Consider the following 18024-nt stretch of genomic DNA (forward strand, 5'->3'; position numbering starts at 1 on the left):
CCCTCTTACCTTCAATAATTTCAGCGAGGGAGCGCGCATGCGACTCATCATCGCGATCGTTTCGGCGATCTCGCGCGTTCTCGGCGTCATTGCCGCGCTATGCCTGCTAGCGGCGGTTCTATCCGTCAGCGAGATGGTGTTTGTGCGATACGTGCTCGGCCATTCGACGGTCTGGCAAACTGAATTTACGACTTACGCCATCGTCGCCGCGACCTTTCTCGGAGCCCCGTGGGTTCTGATCCAACGCGGTCACGTCAATGTCGATATCCTGCAGCTCGCGGCCGGGCCGAGGCTCCGGCTCGGCATGCAGGTTCTCGCGGCGCTCTTTTCGCTCATTTTCGTGGTGCTGCTCGCCTACGCCGGCTGGGTTCACTATGAAGAAGCCTGGTCGAACAGCTGGACCAGTGAGACGGTCTGGGCCGTTCCACTCTGGATGCCGCTGCTGCCGATGCCAGTCGGCACGGTCATGCTTGCCTTGCAATATGTGGCTGAAATCATGCGGTTATTCGTAGAGCCCGACGCCGAGCTTGGCACACCTGACAACACGCTGTTTTCCGACACCGCGAAGGGAGCCCGGTCATGAGCCCCATGATCGCCGGCCTGTCGATGCTTGTCGCCCTGCTCGGATTGCTCGCGATCGGCACGCCCATCGCCTTCGCGCTCGGGCTGGTCTCGATGGGAGCCCTTTTTTCGGTCTACGGGGCCTTCTTCCTCGAGACCCTCGGCGAACAATTCTTCGGCGCGCTGTCGTCGTTCAGCCTCGTGTCGATTCCGATGTTCATCCTGATGGGCGCGGCCGTTGCCTCCTCACCGGCCGGCAAGGATCTCTACGAGGCGCTCGACCGCTGGCTCAATCGCGTGCCCGGCGGGCTAGTCCTGTCGAATCTGGGCGCCTGCTCGATCTTCGCCGCGCTGTCCGGCTCGTCGCCCGCAACCTGCGCCGCTATCGGCAAGATGGGCATTCCGGAGATGCGCCAACGCGGTTATCCGGCCGAGATCGCCGCCGGGTCGATCGCTGCCGGCGGCACGCTCGGCATCCTGATCCCGCCATCCGTGACGATGATCGTCTACGGCATCGCGACCGAGACCTCGATCGGGCGGCTGTTCCTCGCCGGGCTGCTACCGGGTTTCATGCTGACCGTCTATTTCATGATCTGGACGATCATCGCCTGCAAGCGCCAGGGGCTCGGCCTGTCCGAACTCACCCAGAGCTTTTCGATGCGCGAGCGATTCGAGGCGCTACCGCGAGTACTGCCGTTCCTGGCGATCATCGTCGCGGTACTGTTCGTGCTCTATGGCGGTGTCGCCACCCCGTCCGAGGCCGCCGGCGTCGGCGCGCTGTTCTGCCTCGTCCTTGTCGCTGTGATCTACGGCATCTTCTCGAAGACCTGGAAGTTCTCGCAGATGCGCGTGATCTTCCGCGACACGCTGAAGGAGAGCGTGATGATCATGCTGATCATCGGCGCGTCCGAGTTGTTCGCCTTCGCACTCTCGTCGCTGTTCATCACCCAGTCCATCGCCCAGTACATTGCGGAACTGGACATCAATCGCTGGGCGCTCATGGGCGTGATCAACGTCTTTCTGCTTTTTGCCGGCTTTTTCCTGCCGCCGGTCGGCGTCATTTTGATGACCGCACCGATCCTCCTGCCGATCATCATCGGCGCGGGATTCGATCCCTATTGGTTCGCCGTAATCCTGACCATCAATATGGAGATCGGATTGATCACACCGCCGGTCGGCCTGAATCTCTATGTCATCAACGGCATCGCGCCCGACATCACGCTCGGACAGATCCTGCGGGGCTCCCTGCCCTATTTGATCTGCATGATCCTCGGCATCATCACGCTGTCGTTCTTCCCGCAGATCGCCCTGTTCTTGCCGGACCTGATCATGGGACCGGAATTGTGAGCCGGGTTTCCCTCCTGTCCGATCTGCTCGGCTCGATCGGCGCGCGCTCCTGGTTCCATGGCGAGGATGGCGGCAAGGCGATCAGCCTGCCGGAGCTCGCCGCGCTTTGCCATAAGCTCGTCTCATCACGTGGCGAGGCGACCGGGGTGCGCCTCGCGGCCGACATCCTCAAGGGTTTCCGTGCGCTCGATGACAAGGCAGCCAAACGCTTCTTCCACATGCTCGCCGAAGAGTTCATGCCCGACGCTGAAGCCTTACGCGCCGCGGCAAACGCCTATGCCGAAAGCCCAGGTTCCGATACGCTTGTCGCCCTTCAACGGCTCGCGGAACCGCCCCGCCAGGAATTGTTTCGCCGGCTGAATCTCGCGCCAGGCGGAACGGCCGAGTTGGTCAAGCTCCGCGAGCGGCTGTTGCCATTTTTGAAGTGCGACCGAGAGCGGCTCGGGGCCGTCGACGCCGATCTTCGCCATCTCTTCCAGTCATGGTTCAACCGCGGTTTCCTGATGCTGAAGCCGATCGACTGGGACACGCCGGCCAGCGTGCTGGAAAAGATCATTCGCTACGAAGCCGTCCACGCCATCGGTAATTGGGATGAATTGCGCCAGCGCCTTGCCCCGGTCGACCGACGCTGCTTCGGCTTTTTCCATCCCTCAATTCCGGACGACCCGCTGATCTTCGTCGAGGTCGCCCTGACCGACGAAGTTCCAGCCAGTATCGCATCGGTGCTCGACCCGGACCGGACCGTTCTGCCCCCGGAAGCGGCGCAGACAGCTGTCTTCTACTCGATATCCAACTGTCACACGGGGCTGGCGGGCGTGTCCTTCGGCTCGTTCCTGATCAAGCAGGTGGCCGAGGACCTCAAGGAGACGGTCCCGAGCCTGAAAGCCTTCGTCACGCTGTCCCCTGCGCCGGGCTTCGCATCCTGGATCGCCGGGCTGTCGGCGGAGGCGGCTGAAGGGCTGGAAGCCAACGAGAAGCGCACGCTGGCGATCATCGGCGAAGCCGGGTGGTCAGCGGATCCGACCAAGGCCGAGGCGGCCCGACCCGGCCTGCTCTCGCTCGCCGCCCGCTATTACCTGCGCGCCAAGCGCGGCGACGACCGGCCGATCGATCCGGTCGCGCGGTTCCATCTCGGCAACGGCGCCGTTCTCAACCGCATCATGCACCTGGGCGACACCTCCACGAGTGGCTTGGCGCAGGCGCATGGGCTGATGGTGAACTACCTCTATGATCTGCCGCGCATCGAGCAGCGTCACGAAGCCTACGCGGCGGACGGCGAGATCGCGGCCAGCCGGGCCGTCACCGCGCTCCTGCCGGGACGGGCCGGCAGCCATTCGATGAAGGACGTAGCATGACCAATCCGCTCTTCGACGGACTCCTCGCAGCCGGACAGCGCGATCCGGCGCGCCGTTTCGCCATACTCCCGGACGGGCGGAGCTACAGCTACCAGGACGTCGAGGCGGTTTCGGCGCGCTTCGCCAATGCCCTCGTCGATCTGGGCGTCAAGCCCGGCGACCGGGTGGCGGTTCAGGTCGATAAATCCATAGAAGCCTTGATGCTCTATGTCGCGACTGTGCGGGTCGGCGGCGTATTCCTGCCGCTCAACACCGCCTACACGCCGACCGAGGTGGAATATTTCCTCACCGACGCGGGTCCCCGCGTCTTCGTTTGCGATCCGGCCAGACGTGACACGCTCGTCCCCGTCGCCGAAAAGGCCGGCGCGGCGATCGAAACGCTCGGCGTCTGGACCGCGCCGGACAAAAGCGCCGGCAGCCTCAGCGACAAGGCGCTGGCGGCACCGACAACATTCGAGACGGTCGCTCGGGCTGCCAGTGATCTGGCGGCGATCCTTTACACCTCGGGGACCACCGGGCGTTCCAAGGGCGCCATGCTCACCCAGGACAATCTCCTGTCGAATGCCGAGGTGCTGCGCGACTATTGGCGCTTCACCGACAAGGACGTGCTCCTCCACGCGCTGCCGATCTTCCACACCCACGGGCTGTTCGTCGCGTCGAACACCGCCATGATCGCCGGCGGGGCGATGATCTTCCTGCCGAAATTCGACGTCGAGGAGGTGTTTCGCTTCCTGCCGGACGCGACGGCGATGATGGGGGTCCCCACCTTCTACACGCGGCTTCTCGCCGATAAGCGTCTAACCCGCGAGGCCACGGCCCATATGCGGCTGTTCACGTCGGGCTCGGCGCCGCTGCTCGCCGAGACCCACAAGGCCTTTGAGAAGCGTACCGGCCTGCGCATTCTCGAGCGCTACGGCATGACCGAGACCAATATGTCGACCTCGAACCCGTATGACGGCGAACGGCGAGCCGGCACCGTCGGCTTTCCGCTGCCCGGCGTCGCCTTGAGAATCGTCGATGCCGAGACCGGCGAGGCACTCCCCCAGGGCGAGATCGGCGTGATCGAGGTGAAGGGACCGAACGTCTTTTCGGGCTATTGGCAGATGCCGGAAAAGACCGCGGCGGAATTTCGTGAGGACGGTTACTTCATTACTGGCGACCTCGGCCTGATCGATGCCGACGGCTACGTGAGCATCGTCGGACGCGGCAAGGATCTGGTGATCTCGGGCGGCTTCAACATCTATCCCAAGGAGGTCGAGCTTGCCCTGGACGAACTGCCGGGCGTTGTCGAAAGCGCTGTGATCGGTGTGCCGCATCCCGATTTCGGCGAGGGCGTCGTTGGAGTCGTGGTCGGGGCGTCGGGCCTGAAGGAAGAGGAATTGACCGGGGCGCTGAAGGAGCGGCTGGCCCGATTCAAACAGCCGAAGCGGATCGTCTTCGTCGACGAGTTGCCGCGCAACACCATGGGCAAGGTCCAGAAGAACGTCCTGCGCGACCGTTTTGCCGATCTGTTGTCCAACGCCTGACCCGGACGAGAGGTCGTCATGCGGTAGACGAGCGCGCCGCAAGCTCTTAGGACGATGGCTGACCGAAGATCGGCGAATGTGGCCAGCCGCGCCAGCGCATCAGACACAAGGAAGAGGGTTCCATGTCCACCGCCCCTGCCGCGACCTCCTCGCACGCTCCCACCATGGCCTCATTCGACTGGGCCGATCCGTTTCGGCTGGAGGACCAGCTGAGCGAGGACGAACGCCTGATCCGCGACACGGCCAGCGCTTACGCTGAGGAAAAGCTGCGCCCCCGAATCGTCGAAGCCTATCAGAACGAGACCACCGACCGGACGATCTTCAACGAGATGGGCGAACTCGGCCTGCTCGGCCTGACCGTTCCGGAAGAGTACGGCTGCGCGGGTGCGTCCTATGTCTCTTACGGGCTTGTCGCGCGGGCGGTCGAGGCGGTCGATTCCGGCTACCGCTCGATGATGAGCGTCCAGTCCTCCCTGGTGATGTATCCGATCTTCGCCTATGGCGACGAGACGCAGCGCAAGAAGTACCTGCCGAAGCTGGCGAGCGGCGAGTATGTCGGCTGCTTCGGCCTCACCGAGCCCGACGCCGGCTCCGATCCCAGCGGCATGAAGACGAAAGCCGAGAAGGTCTCCGACGGTTACCGTCTGTCCGGCACCAAGATGTGGATTTCCAATTCGCCGATCGCGGATGTCTTCGTCGTCTGGGCGAAATCGACCGTCCATGACGGCCAGATCCGGGGCTTCATCCTGGAAAAGGGAATGAAGGGCCTGTCGGCGCCGAAGATCGAGGGGAAGCTGTCCTTGCGGGCTTCGGTCACCGGCGAGATCGTCATGGACGGGGTCGTCGTGCCGGAGGAAAATCTCCTGCCGAATGTTTCCGGCCTCAAGGGTCCGTTCGGCTGCCTCAACCGCGCGCGCTACGGCATTTCCTGGGGGGCGATGGGCGCCGCCGAGGATTGCTGGAAGCGGGCCCTCGCCTACACGATGGAACGCATCCAGTTCGACCGGCCTCTGGCCGCGACCCAGCTCGTCCAGAAGAAGCTCGCCGACATGCAGACCGAGATCGCGCTGGGGCTGCAGGCCTCGCTTCGTGTCGGCCGCCTGTTCGACGAGGGCAAGATGGCGCCGGAGATGATCTCGCTGGTCAAGCGCAACAATTGCGGCAAGGCGCTCGACATCGCCCGCGTCGCCCGCGACATGCATGGCGGCAACGGCATCATGGGCGAGTACCATGTCATGCGTCACGCCCAGAATCTGGAGACGGTCAACACCTACGAGGGCACGCATGACGTTCACGCGCTGATCCTGGGCAAGGCTCAGACCGGAATCCAGGCGTTCTTCTGATCCTCTACCCTACGTTAGTATAAGGGCACGCAATCACACGCCTATCCGTTCGACAGGCATGCGCAGTACTTGTTAAGGTCGACGCGGCGCAATCTCGGGAGCGTGTCGGCGAGCCGAAGCCACGGTGGAAAGTTCAGGAGCGCCTGTTTCGGTCGCACTTGCCGCATGGGTCCAGCCTCGGCACCGCATCGTTCCCGCGTGACCAAATCGACGGTGCCGAATGGTCGGCATCGTCGCTCGTTTTGAACGGACGCCGTTTGCGTCCGCAGTGGAGGACTACCAATGAAAAATCTGCTTCTTGGCACCATTTCCGCCGCCGCTCTCATCGCCGGCGCATCGAGCGCTTCGGCCGCCGCCGGCTGCGACGATGGCGAAATGGTCATCAAATTCGCCCACGTGGTTGCCGCGACGGGCCATCCCAAGGGTGACGCCGCGACGCTTCTCGCCGAACGCGTGAACCAGGAGATGGATGGCAAGGCCTGCATGGAGGTGTTCCCGAACTCCACACTGTTCGACGACGACAAGGTGCTCGAGGCGCTGCTGCTCGGCGACGTGCAGCTCGCCGCGCCGTCGCTGTCGAAGTTCGAGGCCTACACGCTGAAATATCGCCTCTACGACCTGCCGTTCCTGTTTTCGAACCTCAAGACCGTCGAGGCCTTCAACGACGGCGAGACCGGCAAGAATCTGCTGACCGTCATGGAGGACAAGGGATATACGGGCCTCGGATATTGGCTGTCCGGCCTGAAGCAGTTTTCGGCCAACAAGCCGCTGCTCGTACCGAGCGACGCGTCCGGACTGAAGTTCCGCATCCAGACCTCGGACGTCGCCGAAGCGATGATCGAGGCGATGGGCGGTTCGGCGCAGAAGCTCGCCTTCAAGGAGGTCTATGGCGCGCTGCAGACGGGGGTCGTGGACGGCCAGGAAAACACCTGGTCGAACATCTACACGCAGAAGTTCTTCGAGGTGCAGGACGGTATCACCGAGACCAACCATCAGGTCCTCGCTTATCTGTTGGTCACCTCGACCGAATGGCTAGACGGTCTTGAGCCTGAGTTCCGCGACCAGTTCATGAAGATCGTCGACGAAGTCACCGCCGAGGCGAACGGGAACGTCGCCGAGACCGAAGCCAAGAACCGGCAGAACATCATCGACGCCGGCGGCGAAGTGCGCGAGCTGAGCGCCGAGCAACGCGAGGAGTGGGTCTCCACGATGAAGCCGGTCTGGGACAAGTTCACCGACGACATCGGTCAGGACGTCATCGACGCCGCCGTCGCCACGGGCTCGACGAACTAACCGTCAAACGGCCGGGCGTGCCTGCGGTGCGCCCGGCCTATTTCGTTATCTCGAGTAACGTTAGTGCACGGGCTGCTCGCAACGGGCGCTGTCGTGCTGGGGGGAATGTGCGATGGCCGGCCTGTGGCCCTACCTGGCAATACTGGCCCTGATCGTAGGCTTGTATCTCGTCGAACGACGGCACGCCGAGGCAGTGACCCGGCTTGAGGAGAATATCCTCGCGATCCTTCTGGCGACCATCACGCTTGTCTCCTTCTCGCAGGTCATCGCGCGCTACGGCTTCAACAGCGGCTGGTCCGGCGCGCTCGAACTGACCCGCATCCTGTTTGCCTGGATGATCCTGTTCGGCATGGGCTACGGGCTGAAGCAGGGGCTGCATCTGGGTGTCGACGCAGCGATCCGGCTGTTCCCCAAGCCAGTGTTCCGGATCGCCGCCCTGTTCGGTGCGCTTTGCACCGCCCTTTACGCCATCATTCTGCTGTCGGCCGATTGGCTGTCGATCTTCGGCGCGAACTCCTCCGGCGGCGCCATCTTCTATTGGACCAAGTTCTTCAATCTCGGGCTTGGGCTCGACGACGTGCGCTATCCTGAATGGGTGCAGGAAACCTTCGGCGTCCAGGAACGCGTCCAACGCTGGATTGCCTATCTGATGCTGCCGATCGGCCTGGCCCTTCTGGCCTACCGCTCGCTGCAGGCGATCGTCCAGATCTGGACCGGCCAGCGCGAACTCGTCATCGCCGGCCACGAGGCGGAAGACCTCGTCGCGGAAAACAAAGATCTCCTGAAAGACTGACCGCGATGGAAACGCTCATCCTCTTCATTCTGGTTCTGGGGCTGCTGTTCCTCGGCGCGCCGGTGGCCATTTCGCTCGGCCTCTCCTCGGTCATCACCATCGCCTTTTTCTCCAGCGACTCCATGTCGTCGGTGGCGCTGCAATTGTTCACCGCCTCGCAGAACTACACGCTGCTGGCGATCCCGTTCTTCGTGCTCGCCTCCGCCTTCATGTCGACCGGAGGCGTCGCCAAGCGGCTCATTAACTTCGCCATCGCCACAGTCGGCCATTTTCGCGGCGGCCTCGCCATGGCCTCGGTTCTGGCCTGCATGCTGTTCGCCGCCCTCTCCGGCTCGTCGCCGGCCACCGTGGTCGCGATCGGCACCATCGCCATCGCCGGCATGCGCAAGGTCGGCTACAGCAAGGAGTTCGCGGCTGGCATCATCGCCAACGCCGGAACCCTCGGCATCCTGATACCACCGTCCATCGTCATGGTCGTTTATTCGGCCGCCACCGACGTGTCCGTCGGGCGCATGTTCCTCGCCGGCGTCGTTCCTGGCATCGTCGCCGGGCTGATGCTGATGATCGCGATCTATATCATGGCGCGGATCAAGAACCTGCCGGCCGAGCCCTGGCGCGGCTTCCATGAGATCGCACGCCACGGCAAGGACGCCGGCTGGGGCCTGTTCCTGATCATCATCATCCTCGGCGGCATCTATGGCGGCGTGTTCACGCCGACGGAAGCGGCCGCGGTGGCGGCGGTCTACGCGTTCTTCGTCGCCTTGTTCATCTATCGCGACATGGGACCACTCAAGGACGAGCCCTGGCTGCGCGAGACCGACTCGTCCCGCGCCCGCGTCGGCTTCTCCGCCCTCGTCTATGCCGTCTCCTTCTTCTCTGTCTGGATGATCCTCTCCTTCTTCGCGACATCCGGTCCCGGCGGCGCGAGCTTCGGCTTCGGCGAGCGGGCGACCGTCGGTCTTGTGCTGTCTTTGGCGATCCTCGTCGCCTACACGCTCTGGCGCGGCGAAAGCGCGGGACTGGCGGGCGTGCCGAAGCACCTGGCCGCCAGCCTGCCGATCTGGGGCCGCAACCTGGGAATGACGGGGCGCTCCTTCTTCAGAGCGTTCTTCAATGAAGACACACGCAAGGTCACCGTCGACGCGGCACGCACGACGATCATGCTGATGTTCATCATCGTCAACGCGCTGCTGTTCGCCCATGTGCTGACGGCGGAACGCATTCCCCAGGCGATCACCGGCCTGATGCTCGATGCCGGCTTCAACTGGTTCACCTTCCTGATCGCGGTCAATATCCTGCTGCTCCTCGGCGGCCAGTTCATGGAACCGTCCGGGCTACTTCTGATCGTCGCGCCGGTGGTGTTCCCGATCGCGATGGAACTCGGCGTCGATCCGGTCCATCTCGGCATCGTCATGGTGGTCAACATGGAGATCGGCATGATCACGCCGCCGATCGGGCTCAACCTGTTCGTCACCTCAGGCATTACCGGGATGAGTCTGGTTCAGGTGGTCAAGGCGGCGCTGCCCTTCGTCGGAGTGCTCTTCCTGTTCCTGATTCTGGTCACCTATGTGCCGATTCTGTCGACCTGGCTGCCCTACAGCCTGATGGGACCGGAGCTCGTCACGAGGTAGGCGGGCCTGTGGCGGGTCGCCGCGGCAGGCCAAGCAAGGCATTGTCGCTGCGCGCGCCGACAGTGCCGACCCGATCGATTCGACGACGTCGCCGGCGTTCTAGACCGAAAGGTGCGCATCGCGGATTTCGGGGTGGTGTTCGAGCTCGGCGAACGAGCCGTCGAATTTCTTCTCGCCGCTTTCGATAATCAGCGCGCGGTCGGCGACGATCCGGGCGAAATGCAGGTTCTGCTCCGAGAGCAGCACCGTCAGGCCCTCCGCCTTGAAGCGTAGGATGGTCTCGGCCATCTGCTCCATGATCAGCGGCGCGAGGCCCTCGGATGGCTCGTCGAGCAGCAGCAGGCGCGGATTTCCCATCAAGGTGCGCGCGATGCTCAACATTTGCCGTTCGCCGCCCGACAGGGTCTTGCCACGGTTGTTGCGGCGCTCGCCAAGGTTGGGAAAAAGCTGGAACAGCATCTCGACAGTCCATTTCGGGGCCGCGTAGCGAGCCGATTGCCGGCCGACTTCGAGGTTTTCCAGGATTGTGAGATCGGTGAAGATCCGCCGCTCCTCCGGCACATAGCCGACCCCGTGGCGGGCGACCTTGTACGCCGGCCACCCGGTGATGTCCTCGCCCTCCAGCCGCACCCGGCCGGAGCGGGCGCGGACAAGCTGCATGACGGATTTCATCGTCGTCGTCTTGCCGGCCCCGTTGCGGCCAAGCAAGGCCACGACCTCGCCGGCGTTCACCGAAAGACTGAGATCGTGCAGAATATGCGCCCTGCCGTAGAAGCTGTTGATCGCGCTAATCTCAAGCATCGCGACCATCCCGCGAAAACAGTGTTCCGCCCCCCAGATAGACTTGCTGAACCCGCTCGTCGGCGCGGATTTCGGCCGCGGTGCCCTCGGCGATCAGTTCGCCTCTGTTGAGCACCATGATGTGGTGGGCATGGGTGAAGACGACGTCCATGTCGTGCTCGGTGAACAGCACGCTGATGCCGCGCTCCTCAACGATATCGGCGGTCAGCTGCATCAGCGCCACCCGCTCCCGTGGAGCCATCCCAGCGGTCGGCTCGTCCATCAACAGGAGGCCCGGCCGGTGGCTGAGCGCGATGGCCAGTTCCAAGCGCTTCAGGTCGCCATAGGCGAGGATCGAGCAGGCACGATCGGCCTGGTCGGCCATCCCGACAAGCTCAAGCAGCGCGAGCGCTTCGTCGCGGTAGAGGCGGTAGGCGTAGGGAACCACCGCGAACAGCCGCCGATGATGGCTGATCAGTGCCATCTGCACGTTCTCGGCAACCGTCATGCTCTGATATGTGCCGGTGATCTGGAAAGTCCGCCCGACCCCCATGCGCCAGATCCGCCGGGGCGGCAGGCCGGTGATCGGCTTGCCGTGCAGAAACACCTTGCCGCCGCTGGGCTTCAGCTGGCCCATCAGCATGTTGAAGCAGGTGGATTTACCGGCGCCGTTCGGTCCGATCAGCGCCTTCAGTTCACCCGGCATCACGTTGAAGCTGACACCCTTGACGGCGTCGACGCCGTCAAAGGATTTGGCCAGATGCTCGACTTTTAGGACCGGGCTCACGAAACGCCCTGCCTGTCACGGGTCAAACCGAGGCGCTCGCCCAGCTTCCGCAGCGATCCGACGATGCCGTCGGGCGCCACGATCACCACGGCGATGATCAAAAGGCCGAGGATCAGCCGCCAATATTCGAGCCGGGTCAGCCAGTCCTTCACCGCTTCCAGCGAGGCGGCGCCGACGACGCCGCCGGAAAGGGTTTTGACCCCACCGAGGAAGACGACGATCAAGGCGTCGAAGCTCTTGGCGATCTCCAATTCGTTCGGAAAGATCGACCCCTTGGAGAAGACGAACAGGCCGCCGGCAAGGCCCGCCAGTGCGCCGGCAATCGCGAAGGCGACCCACTGCACCGTCTTGACGTTGATACCCGTCGCCGCGGCCTGGCGCGCGCTGTCGCGGCAGGCGCGCAACGCGTAGCCGAAGGGCGAATGGGTCATATGACGGAGGAAGATGATCCCGCCGACGCCGAACAGAAGCGTGAAATAGTAATAGGCCGTGGTGTCGGAGAGCCACGCGGCCGGCCAGATGTTGACCAGCCCGTCGTCACCACCGGTGACCGCGCCCCACTGAAAGACCAGCGACCACACGAGCTGGCTGAAGGCCAGCGTCAGCATGGCGAAATAGACCCCGCTGAGGCGGATGCAGAACCACCCGATGACGATCGCCAGCAGCCCGGCCCCCAGCGGCGCCATCACAAAGGCGATTTCCATCGGCGCGTCGGCGTAGACGACCACGAGCGCCGCCGCGTAGGCGCCGCCGCCGAAGAACACCGCGTGACCGAAGCTGACCAGCCCGCCCCAGCTGAGGATGAATTGCAGCGATGCGGCGAACAGGCAGACGATGAGGATATCGGTCACCAGCACCTTGGTGAAGTTCGATCCAAACACGGGAAGGAGCAGGAGAGCCACGAGAAGCACCGCGACGAACAGCCGGCCCCGCGGTCCGGCGGGGCGCATCGGTTGTTCCGGTTCGCCCGCTTGCCCTTGCTCGCCAGCCACCTCCTCGCGTCCCAGGAGACCATAGGGGCGCACCATCAGCACCACCGCCATGACGACGAACATCAGCACCAGCGTGCTTTGCGGCAGGTACAGGACGCCGAAGACGTTCAGGACCGAAATGAGTACGGCGGCGAGAAATGCCCCCGGCAGCGATCCCATGCCACCGATCACCACCACCACGAAGATGGCGGCGAGGATATTGAAATCCATCAAAAGGTCGGCGCCGCCCTTGGGCAGCTGGATCGCTCCACCCAGCCCGGCGAGCGCCGAGCCGAGAAAGAAGACGCCGGTGAACAGCCAGGCTTGGTTGACGCCGAGCGCGCCGACCATCTCGCGATCCTGCGTCGCCGCCCGCATGAGGATGCCGACGCGTGTCCGGTTGATCAGCCACCACAGGCCGAACAGCACGAAGGGTGTGATCGCGATCAGTGCCAGGTCATATTGCGGCACCGGCTCGCCCATGATGCGCACCACCGATTTCAGCCCCGGCGCACGCGGCCCCAGGCGGTCCTCTGGCCCCCAGATGATCAGGACCAGATCCTGAATGACCAGGATCACTCCGAAGGTGGCGACCAGTTGAAACAGCTCTGGCGCCCGGTAGATCGGACGAAGCACCAGGATTTCGACGACCACGCCGACGAGGCCGACGGCTATTCCGGCCAGGACGATCGACCCCCAGAAGCCGAAATGCCCCGGAAGGAAATCCATCAGCGAAAGGCCGATATAGGCCCCCAGCATGTAGAACGAGCCGTGGGCGAAATTGACGATGCGCGTCACGCCGAAGATGAGCGATAAGCCGGAGGCGACCAGGAACAGCGCCGCCGCGTTTGCAAGCCCGGTGAGGAGCTGTGCCACAAAAGGTCCCATGGCGTCCGTTCTGTCGCAAGTGATGCGGGCGGATCAAAATGCCGGCGGGGCCCCGAGACGCGCCCGAAACCTCCGCCGGCGACAAGGCCGGATATCAGTCAGCCGGGCGCATGGCTTTGATCTCTTCGTCGCTCGGCATGTAGGGCGTCGGATCGACATAGGTCCAATCGACCATCAGCCCTTTGCCGTCCTCGACCGCGGTGGTGCCGATAAAGGCGCCCATCGTCGACTGATTGTCGATGTCGCGATAGGTGATTTCGCCGTCGGGCGTTTCGACCGCCAGCCCTTTGAACGCTTCAAGCAGGGCAGCGGTCTCGGTGGAGCCTGCCTTTTCGATCAACGCGGCAACGCTCTGGACAGTCATGTAGCCGACGAGGCTACCGTTCTTCGGGCTCTCGCCGGTTTCAGTCTTGTAGGCATCCACGAATGCCTTGCCCGGTCCTTCGCTGATCGCGTACCAGGGATATCCGGTCACGACCCAACCGACCGGCGCTTCATCGCCCAGCGGCTCCAGATATTCCGGCTCGCCGGTCAACAGCCCGTAGACCTTGCGGCCCTCGAACAGACCTCGCGTGCCGCCCTCGCGGACAAACTTGGCGAGATCGGACCCGAAGGTGACGTTGTAGATCGCGTCGGGCTTGGCGGCCTCCAACGCCTGAACCTCGGCGCCGGCGTCGATCTTGAACAGCGCCGGCCACTGTTCGGTGACGAATTCGACCTCCGGCTTCAGCCGCTTGAGGTTGGTCTTGAACGCCTCGACCGCATCGGTGCCGTAGGCATAGTTCGGCGCGATCGTGGCATAGCGGACCGCGTCGGTCTTGGCGGCCTGTTCGGCCAGCATGGCGGCCTGGACGAAGGTCGAGGTCCGCAGGCGGAACGTGTAGGGATTGCCCGAGCTCCAGACCAGCGCGTCCGCCAGCGGTTCGGCGGCCAGATACACATAGCCCTTCTCGGCCGCGAGCGAGGAAATGGCGAGACCGACATTCGACAGAATCGTCCCGGTCAGCATCACCGCGTCCTCGCGGGTCATCAATTCCTCGGCGATCTTCACCGCCTCGCCCGGCTTGCCCTGATCGTCGCGGAAGATGAATTCCAGCGGTTTGCCGAGAACCCCCCCTGCCTCGTTGATCTCCTTCAGCGCCAGTTCGATGCCCTTCCGGTAGGGCTCGGCGAAAGCCGCCATCCGCTTGTAGTGGTTGATATCACCGATCTTGATCGACTCCTGGGCGACCGCGCCCCCCGAGATGGCAGTCAACAGTGCGGCGGCGACTGCCAGTTTGCGGATTATTCTCATGAGTCTCTCCTGATGGCTTCGAGCACGAAACGCGCACCCATAACGACACAATCATGGTCGGCGAAGACCGATGCGGGGCCATCCGCCCCCGCGCTTTCCCTCGCTGGCACTTGGTCGATCCGTCCGCGATAGACCATCGGCGCCTGGTCGATCGCAATCGGGATCAGGCAACGCTCCTGCCGGCGCTCCCTTCCTCACCGCTTCCGGCTTTTCCTTATCGTCCGAAGCGCCAATACGGAATAGCGCGTCGATGCCTGTGGTCGGAGACCTGGCATGCACGGCCGTATCGCGACGCCGCTGGCGGCGTCGGATTGTTCGTCCGGGACCGGTCGTCGGCTGCCCGACTGCGCCGGTGCGCTTGTTTGGGGAGTAACAATGCTCGCGATTTCGGCGAAGACTTTCATGACGGCACACACGCGCCGTCGGATCGATTCCAGTCAGAGCACGGAACGCGAGCCGAAAACCGATTCCGGCATTTCCTGATTTCGCGCTAGCGTGGTCAGAATGAAACTGTTCGGACGGTCGTCCGACAAGGGCGCAAGAATGTTGGACCGAATTGGACGTCTGATCGCGGCATTCCTTCAGGAGCCCGTCACAGACTGTGCCGGGGCCACGCCGTTCCCGTTCGATGCCTTGCTCCATGCATTGCGCCCCTGCGACGTCATTCTGATCGAGGGCAACACGCGCATTTCCTCACCCATCAAATACCTGACCCAGTCGACCTGGTCGCACTCCGCCCTCTACGTCGGACAGCATCGCGATCTTCGACACGCAATCATCGAAGCCGACCTCGAACAAGGCGTCATCATCGCGGCGATCGAGAAATACAAGGATGTTCACATCCGGATATGCCGGCCGAGCGGCCTCAACCCCCGTGACCAGGCGCGCATCACCCGATTCGCGGCAGAGCGCGTGGGCAACGGCTACGACCTCCAGAATATCTTCGATCTGATCCGCTATCTGGTTCCCCTGCCCGTCCCCCGCCGGTTTCGCCGCCGGATGATATCGCTGGGTTCGGGCGACCCGACGCGGGCGATCTGCTCGACGCTGATCGCCCAGGCATTTCAGCATGTCGGCTACCCGATCCTGCCACGCATCGAGACCCATGACCCCAGACGGAGCCGTTGGGGGAACGAGGCCGAGATCATGCACATCCGGCACCACTCGCTGTTCGTGCCGCGCGATTTCGATCTCTCGCCGTTCTTCGAGATCGTTAAGCCGCCGCTGCGTCCCGACTTCGACTTCCATGATGTCGAATGGAGTTCGGCGCGCGATGGCGCCGAAACTGCGTGTCCGTGAGCGGATTATGCGGCCCCGAACCTTCGGCCGGCGGTCCGATAATCCCCGGCAGAGGATCGGCAAACCGTAACGCCCGAAGCTCCACAGCGAGAAGAACTCCGGGCTAACACAGTTATCAGGCCGCGTCGTCCGCCTTCCGGCGAAGGTCCGGCGGAACCGCTTCTTTGCTGAGCGATGCGACCGCGTCCGCGAGGCTCATCGACGTCTGATCGCGCGAGCCGATCCGGCGCAGATTGACCGTCCGCTCCTCGGCCTCGCGTTTGCCGCAGACGAGAATCACCGGGACCTTGGCGACCGAGTGCTCGCGGACCTTGTAGTTGATCTTCTCGTTTCTGAGGTCGGCTTCGACCTTGAGGCCTGCTCGCTTCAATTCGGCCGCGACTTCCTCAGCGTGGTCGTCGGCGTCCGACGTAATCGTCGCCACCACCACCTGCAGCGGAGCAAACCACAGCGGCAGATGCCCGGCATAGTTCTCGAGCAGGATTCCGAGGAAGCGCTCCATCGAGCCGCAGATCGCCCGGTGAATCATGACCGGGGTCTTCTTGTTGGAATCCTTGTCGATATAGAACGCGCCGAAACGTTCCGGCAGGGTGAAGTCGACCTGGGTGGTGCCGCATTGCCAGTCGCGCCCGATGGCATCGCGCAGGACATATTCAAATTTCGGCCCGTAAAACGCCCCCTCGCCCGGATTGATCGCGGTCTTGATCTTGCCGCCCGACTGCGCCGCGATCTGCTCGAGCACATCGGCCATGATCTTTTCGGCGTGGTCCCAGTTGGCGTCCGATCCAACGCGCTTTTCGGGCCGGGTCGACAGTTTCACCGTGATCTCGTCGAAGCCGAAATCGGCATAGGTCGACAGGATCAGATCGTTGATCCGCAGGCATTCCGACTCGAGCTGATCCTCGGTGCAGAAGACGTGGGCGTCGTCCTGGGTGAAACCGCGCACGCGCATGAGACCATGCAGCGCCCCGGACGGCTCATAGCGGTGGACGTTACCGAATTCCGCATAGCGAATGGGCAGATCGCGGTAGCTTTTCAGACCGTGCTTGAAGATTTGCACATGACCGGGGCAATTCATCGGCTTGATCGCGAAGACGCGTTCGTCCTCGGTTTCCGTGACGAACATATTCTCCTTGTACCAGCCCCAATGGCCTGAGGTTTCCCACAGCGCCTTGTCGAGGATCTGCGGCGCGTTGACCTCGTCATAGGTGCCTTCGAGGCGGCGGCGCATGTAGCGGACGAGGTTCTGGAACATCCGCCAGCCATGCGCGTGCCAGAAGACGACCCCCGGTCCCTCCTCCTGGAAATGAAACAGGTCCATCTCCCGGCCGAGCCGGCGGTGGTCGCGCTTTTCCGCCTCCTCCAGCATGTGGAGATAGGCTTTCAGCTGCTCCTGATTGGCCCAGGCCGTGCCGTAGATGCGGGTCAGCATCGGATTGTTCGAGTCCCCGCGCCAATAGGCGCCCGCGACCTTCATCAGCTTGAAGGCGTCGCCGACCTGGCCGGTCGAAGCCATGTGCGGCCCGCGGCAGAGATCGAACCAGTCGCCCTGGCTGTATATCTTGACGTCCTGGTCCTCGGGGATCGCGTCCAGCAGTTCGACCTTGTAGGCCTCCCCCTTGTCGGCGAACACCTGACGCGCCTTGTCACGCGGCCAGACTTCCTTGGTGAAGCGCGCGTTGCGGCGAATAATCTCGGCCATCTTCTTCTCGATGGTCGTCAGGTCGTCGGTGGTGAAGGGCGTATCGCGGGCGAAATCGTAATAGAAGCCGTTCTCGATCACCGGGCCGATCGTCACCTGGGTGTCCGGCCACAACTCCTGAACCGCTTCGGCCATGACGTGGGCGGCGTCGTGCCGAATGAGTTCGAGCGCGCGCGGGTCGTCGCGGGTGACGATCTCGAGCGCACCGCCGCGCCCGAGCGGATCGGCCAGATCGCGCACTTCACCGTCGAGCGCATAGGCGACGGCTTTCTTGGCAAGCGATTTGGAAATGCCGACGGCAACGTCGATACCGCGCGTCGCGGCGTCGAATTCGCGCGCGGAGCCATCGGGAAAGATCAGGGAAACGGCCTCAGCCATGGTGCGTACTCTCTCATCCAGTCCCGCCAACGAACGCGGGTGGTTCGATTTGCCGGTGATCCGGCGCGAAATCGCA

The 18024-nt window shown here is 63.4% G+C and carries 14 protein-coding genes; 9 read left to right on the forward strand and 5 right to left on the reverse strand.

Annotated elements, in window-relative coordinates:
* The first annotated feature begins 37 nt into the window (after window positions 1-37).
* From VQ044_RS11470 to VQ044_RS11505, 8 genes are all read left to right on the forward strand, one after another.
* Window positions 38-583, forward strand: coding sequence for a TRAP transporter small permease subunit (locus tag VQ044_RS11470; RefSeq protein ID WP_327624873.1), 546 nt, complete (start codon window positions 38-40; stop codon window positions 581-583).
* Window positions 580-1908: a TRAP transporter large permease gene (locus tag VQ044_RS11475; protein ID WP_327647415.1), complete on the forward strand. Its 1329-nt coding sequence runs from the start codon at window positions 580-582 to the stop codon at window positions 1906-1908. Before VQ044_RS11470 ends, VQ044_RS11475 begins: the two co-directional genes overlap by 4 nt.
* Window positions 1905-3263 carry a malonyl-CoA decarboxylase gene (locus VQ044_RS11480; RefSeq protein WP_327624875.1) on the forward strand — a complete coding sequence of 453 codons (1359 nt, stop codon included), beginning with the start codon at window positions 1905-1907 and terminating at the stop codon, window positions 3261-3263. Before VQ044_RS11475 ends, VQ044_RS11480 begins: the two co-directional genes overlap by 4 nt.
* Window positions 3260-4789 (forward strand): malonate--CoA ligase, encoded by a 1530-nt coding sequence (locus VQ044_RS11485; protein WP_327647414.1) that lies wholly within the window; start codon window positions 3260-3262, stop codon window positions 4787-4789. The genes VQ044_RS11480 and VQ044_RS11485 overlap by 4 nt, the downstream gene beginning before the upstream one ends.
* A 122-nt stretch (window positions 4790-4911) precedes the next feature.
* The gene (locus VQ044_RS11490; RefSeq protein WP_327647412.1) at window positions 4912-6132 is read left to right on the forward strand and encodes an acyl-CoA dehydrogenase; all 1221 of its coding nucleotides are present in this window, start codon (window positions 4912-4914) and stop codon (window positions 6130-6132) included.
* A gap of 282 nt (window positions 6133-6414) precedes the next feature.
* Entirely contained in the window at window positions 6415-7425 is a 1011-nt protein-coding gene (locus VQ044_RS11495; RefSeq protein ID WP_327647411.1) for a DctP family TRAP transporter solute-binding subunit, read from the forward strand.
* 112 nt (window positions 7426-7537) lie between these two features.
* Entirely contained in the window at window positions 7538-8218 is a 681-nt protein-coding gene (locus VQ044_RS11500) for a TRAP transporter small permease (protein ID WP_327647409.1), read from the forward strand.
* Window positions 8219-8223: 5 nt separating this feature from the next.
* Window positions 8224-9849 (forward strand): TRAP transporter large permease, encoded by a 1626-nt coding sequence (locus tag VQ044_RS11505; protein WP_327624879.1) that lies wholly within the window; start codon window positions 8224-8226, stop codon window positions 9847-9849.
* A 99-nt stretch (window positions 9850-9948) separates the two neighbouring features.
* Here VQ044_RS11505 and VQ044_RS11510 read toward each other — a convergent pair whose 3' ends face one another.
* The 4 genes from VQ044_RS11510 to VQ044_RS11525 all read right to left on the reverse strand — a co-directional run bounded on the left by VQ044_RS11510 (window position 9949) and on the right by VQ044_RS11525 (window position 14569).
* On the reverse strand, window positions 9949-10650 hold the full coding sequence (locus VQ044_RS11510; RefSeq protein ID WP_327647407.1) for an ABC transporter ATP-binding protein: 702 nt from the start codon (window positions 10648-10650) through the stop codon (window positions 9949-9951).
* Window positions 10643-11416 carry an ABC transporter ATP-binding protein gene (locus VQ044_RS11515; protein ID WP_327647405.1) on the reverse strand — a complete coding sequence of 258 codons (774 nt, stop codon included), beginning with the start codon at window positions 11414-11416 and terminating at the stop codon, window positions 10643-10645. The genes VQ044_RS11510 and VQ044_RS11515 overlap by 8 nt, the downstream gene beginning before the upstream one ends.
* Window positions 11413-13275, reverse strand: a complete 1863-nt coding sequence (locus tag VQ044_RS11520; protein WP_327691105.1) for an ABC transporter permease — start codon at window positions 13273-13275, stop codon at window positions 11413-11415. The genes VQ044_RS11515 and VQ044_RS11520 overlap by 4 nt, the downstream gene beginning before the upstream one ends.
* A 94-nt stretch (window positions 13276-13369) precedes the next feature.
* Complete coding sequence (locus tag VQ044_RS11525; RefSeq protein ID WP_327647401.1) at window positions 13370-14569, reverse strand: ABC transporter substrate-binding protein; 1200 nt, start codon at window positions 14567-14569, stop codon at window positions 13370-13372.
* A 543-nt stretch (window positions 14570-15112) separates the two neighbouring features.
* On the opposite strand from VQ044_RS11525, the gene VQ044_RS11530 reads away from it, so the two are divergent.
* Window positions 15113-15868 (forward strand): YiiX/YebB-like N1pC/P60 family cysteine hydrolase, encoded by a 756-nt coding sequence (locus tag VQ044_RS11530; RefSeq protein WP_327647399.1) that lies wholly within the window; start codon window positions 15113-15115, stop codon window positions 15866-15868.
* 115 nt (window positions 15869-15983) lie between these two features.
* Here VQ044_RS11530 and thrS read toward each other — a convergent pair whose 3' ends face one another.
* Complete coding sequence (thrS, locus tag VQ044_RS11535; RefSeq protein WP_327647397.1) at window positions 15984-17948, reverse strand: threonine--tRNA ligase; 1965 nt, start codon at window positions 17946-17948, stop codon at window positions 15984-15986.
* Window positions 17949-18024: the final 76 nt, after the last annotated feature.

Origin of the sequence: Aurantimonas sp. C2-5-R2 (assembly GCF_036549495.1) — a bacterium.
GTDB classification, from domain to species: domain Bacteria; phylum Pseudomonadota; class Alphaproteobacteria; order Rhizobiales; family Rhizobiaceae; genus Aurantimonas; species Aurantimonas coralicida_A.

Excerpts from the sequence above, each read along its gene's own strand:
- VQ044_RS11470 (WP_327624873.1), top strand. The coding sequence starts at position 38 with ATGCGACTCATCATCGCGATCGTTTCGGCGATCTCGCGCGTTCTCGGC.
- VQ044_RS11475 (WP_327647415.1), top strand. The coding sequence starts at position 580 with ATGAGCCCCATGATCGCCGGCCTGTCGATGCTTGTCGCCCTGCTCGGA.
- VQ044_RS11485 (WP_327647414.1), top strand. The coding sequence starts at position 3,260 with ATGACCAATCCGCTCTTCGACGGACTCCTCGCAGCCGGACAGCGCGAT.
- VQ044_RS11490 (WP_327647412.1), top strand. The coding sequence starts at position 4,912 with ATGTCCACCGCCCCTGCCGCGACCTCCTCGCACGCTCCCACCATGGCC.
- VQ044_RS11495 (WP_327647411.1), top strand. The coding sequence starts at position 6,415 with ATGAAAAATCTGCTTCTTGGCACCATTTCCGCCGCCGCTCTCATCGCC.
- VQ044_RS11500 (WP_327647409.1), top strand. The coding sequence starts at position 7,538 with ATGGCCGGCCTGTGGCCCTACCTGGCAATACTGGCCCTGATCGTAGGC.
- VQ044_RS11505 (WP_327624879.1), top strand. The coding sequence starts at position 8,224 with ATGGAAACGCTCATCCTCTTCATTCTGGTTCTGGGGCTGCTGTTCCTC.
- VQ044_RS11510 (WP_327647407.1), bottom strand. The coding sequence starts at position 10,650 with ATGCTTGAGATTAGCGCGATCAACAGCTTCTACGGCAGGGCGCATATT.
- VQ044_RS11520 (WP_327691105.1), bottom strand. The coding sequence starts at position 13,275 with ATGGGACCTTTTGTGGCACAGCTCCTCACCGGGCTTGCAAACGCGGCG.
- VQ044_RS11525 (WP_327647401.1), bottom strand. The coding sequence starts at position 14,569 with ATGAGAATAATCCGCAAACTGGCAGTCGCCGCCGCACTGTTGACTGCC.
- VQ044_RS11530 (WP_327647399.1), top strand. The coding sequence starts at position 15,113 with ATGTTGGACCGAATTGGACGTCTGATCGCGGCATTCCTTCAGGAGCCC.
- thrS (WP_327647397.1), bottom strand. The coding sequence starts at position 17,948 with ATGGCTGAGGCCGTTTCCCTGATCTTTCCCGATGGCTCCGCGCGCGAA.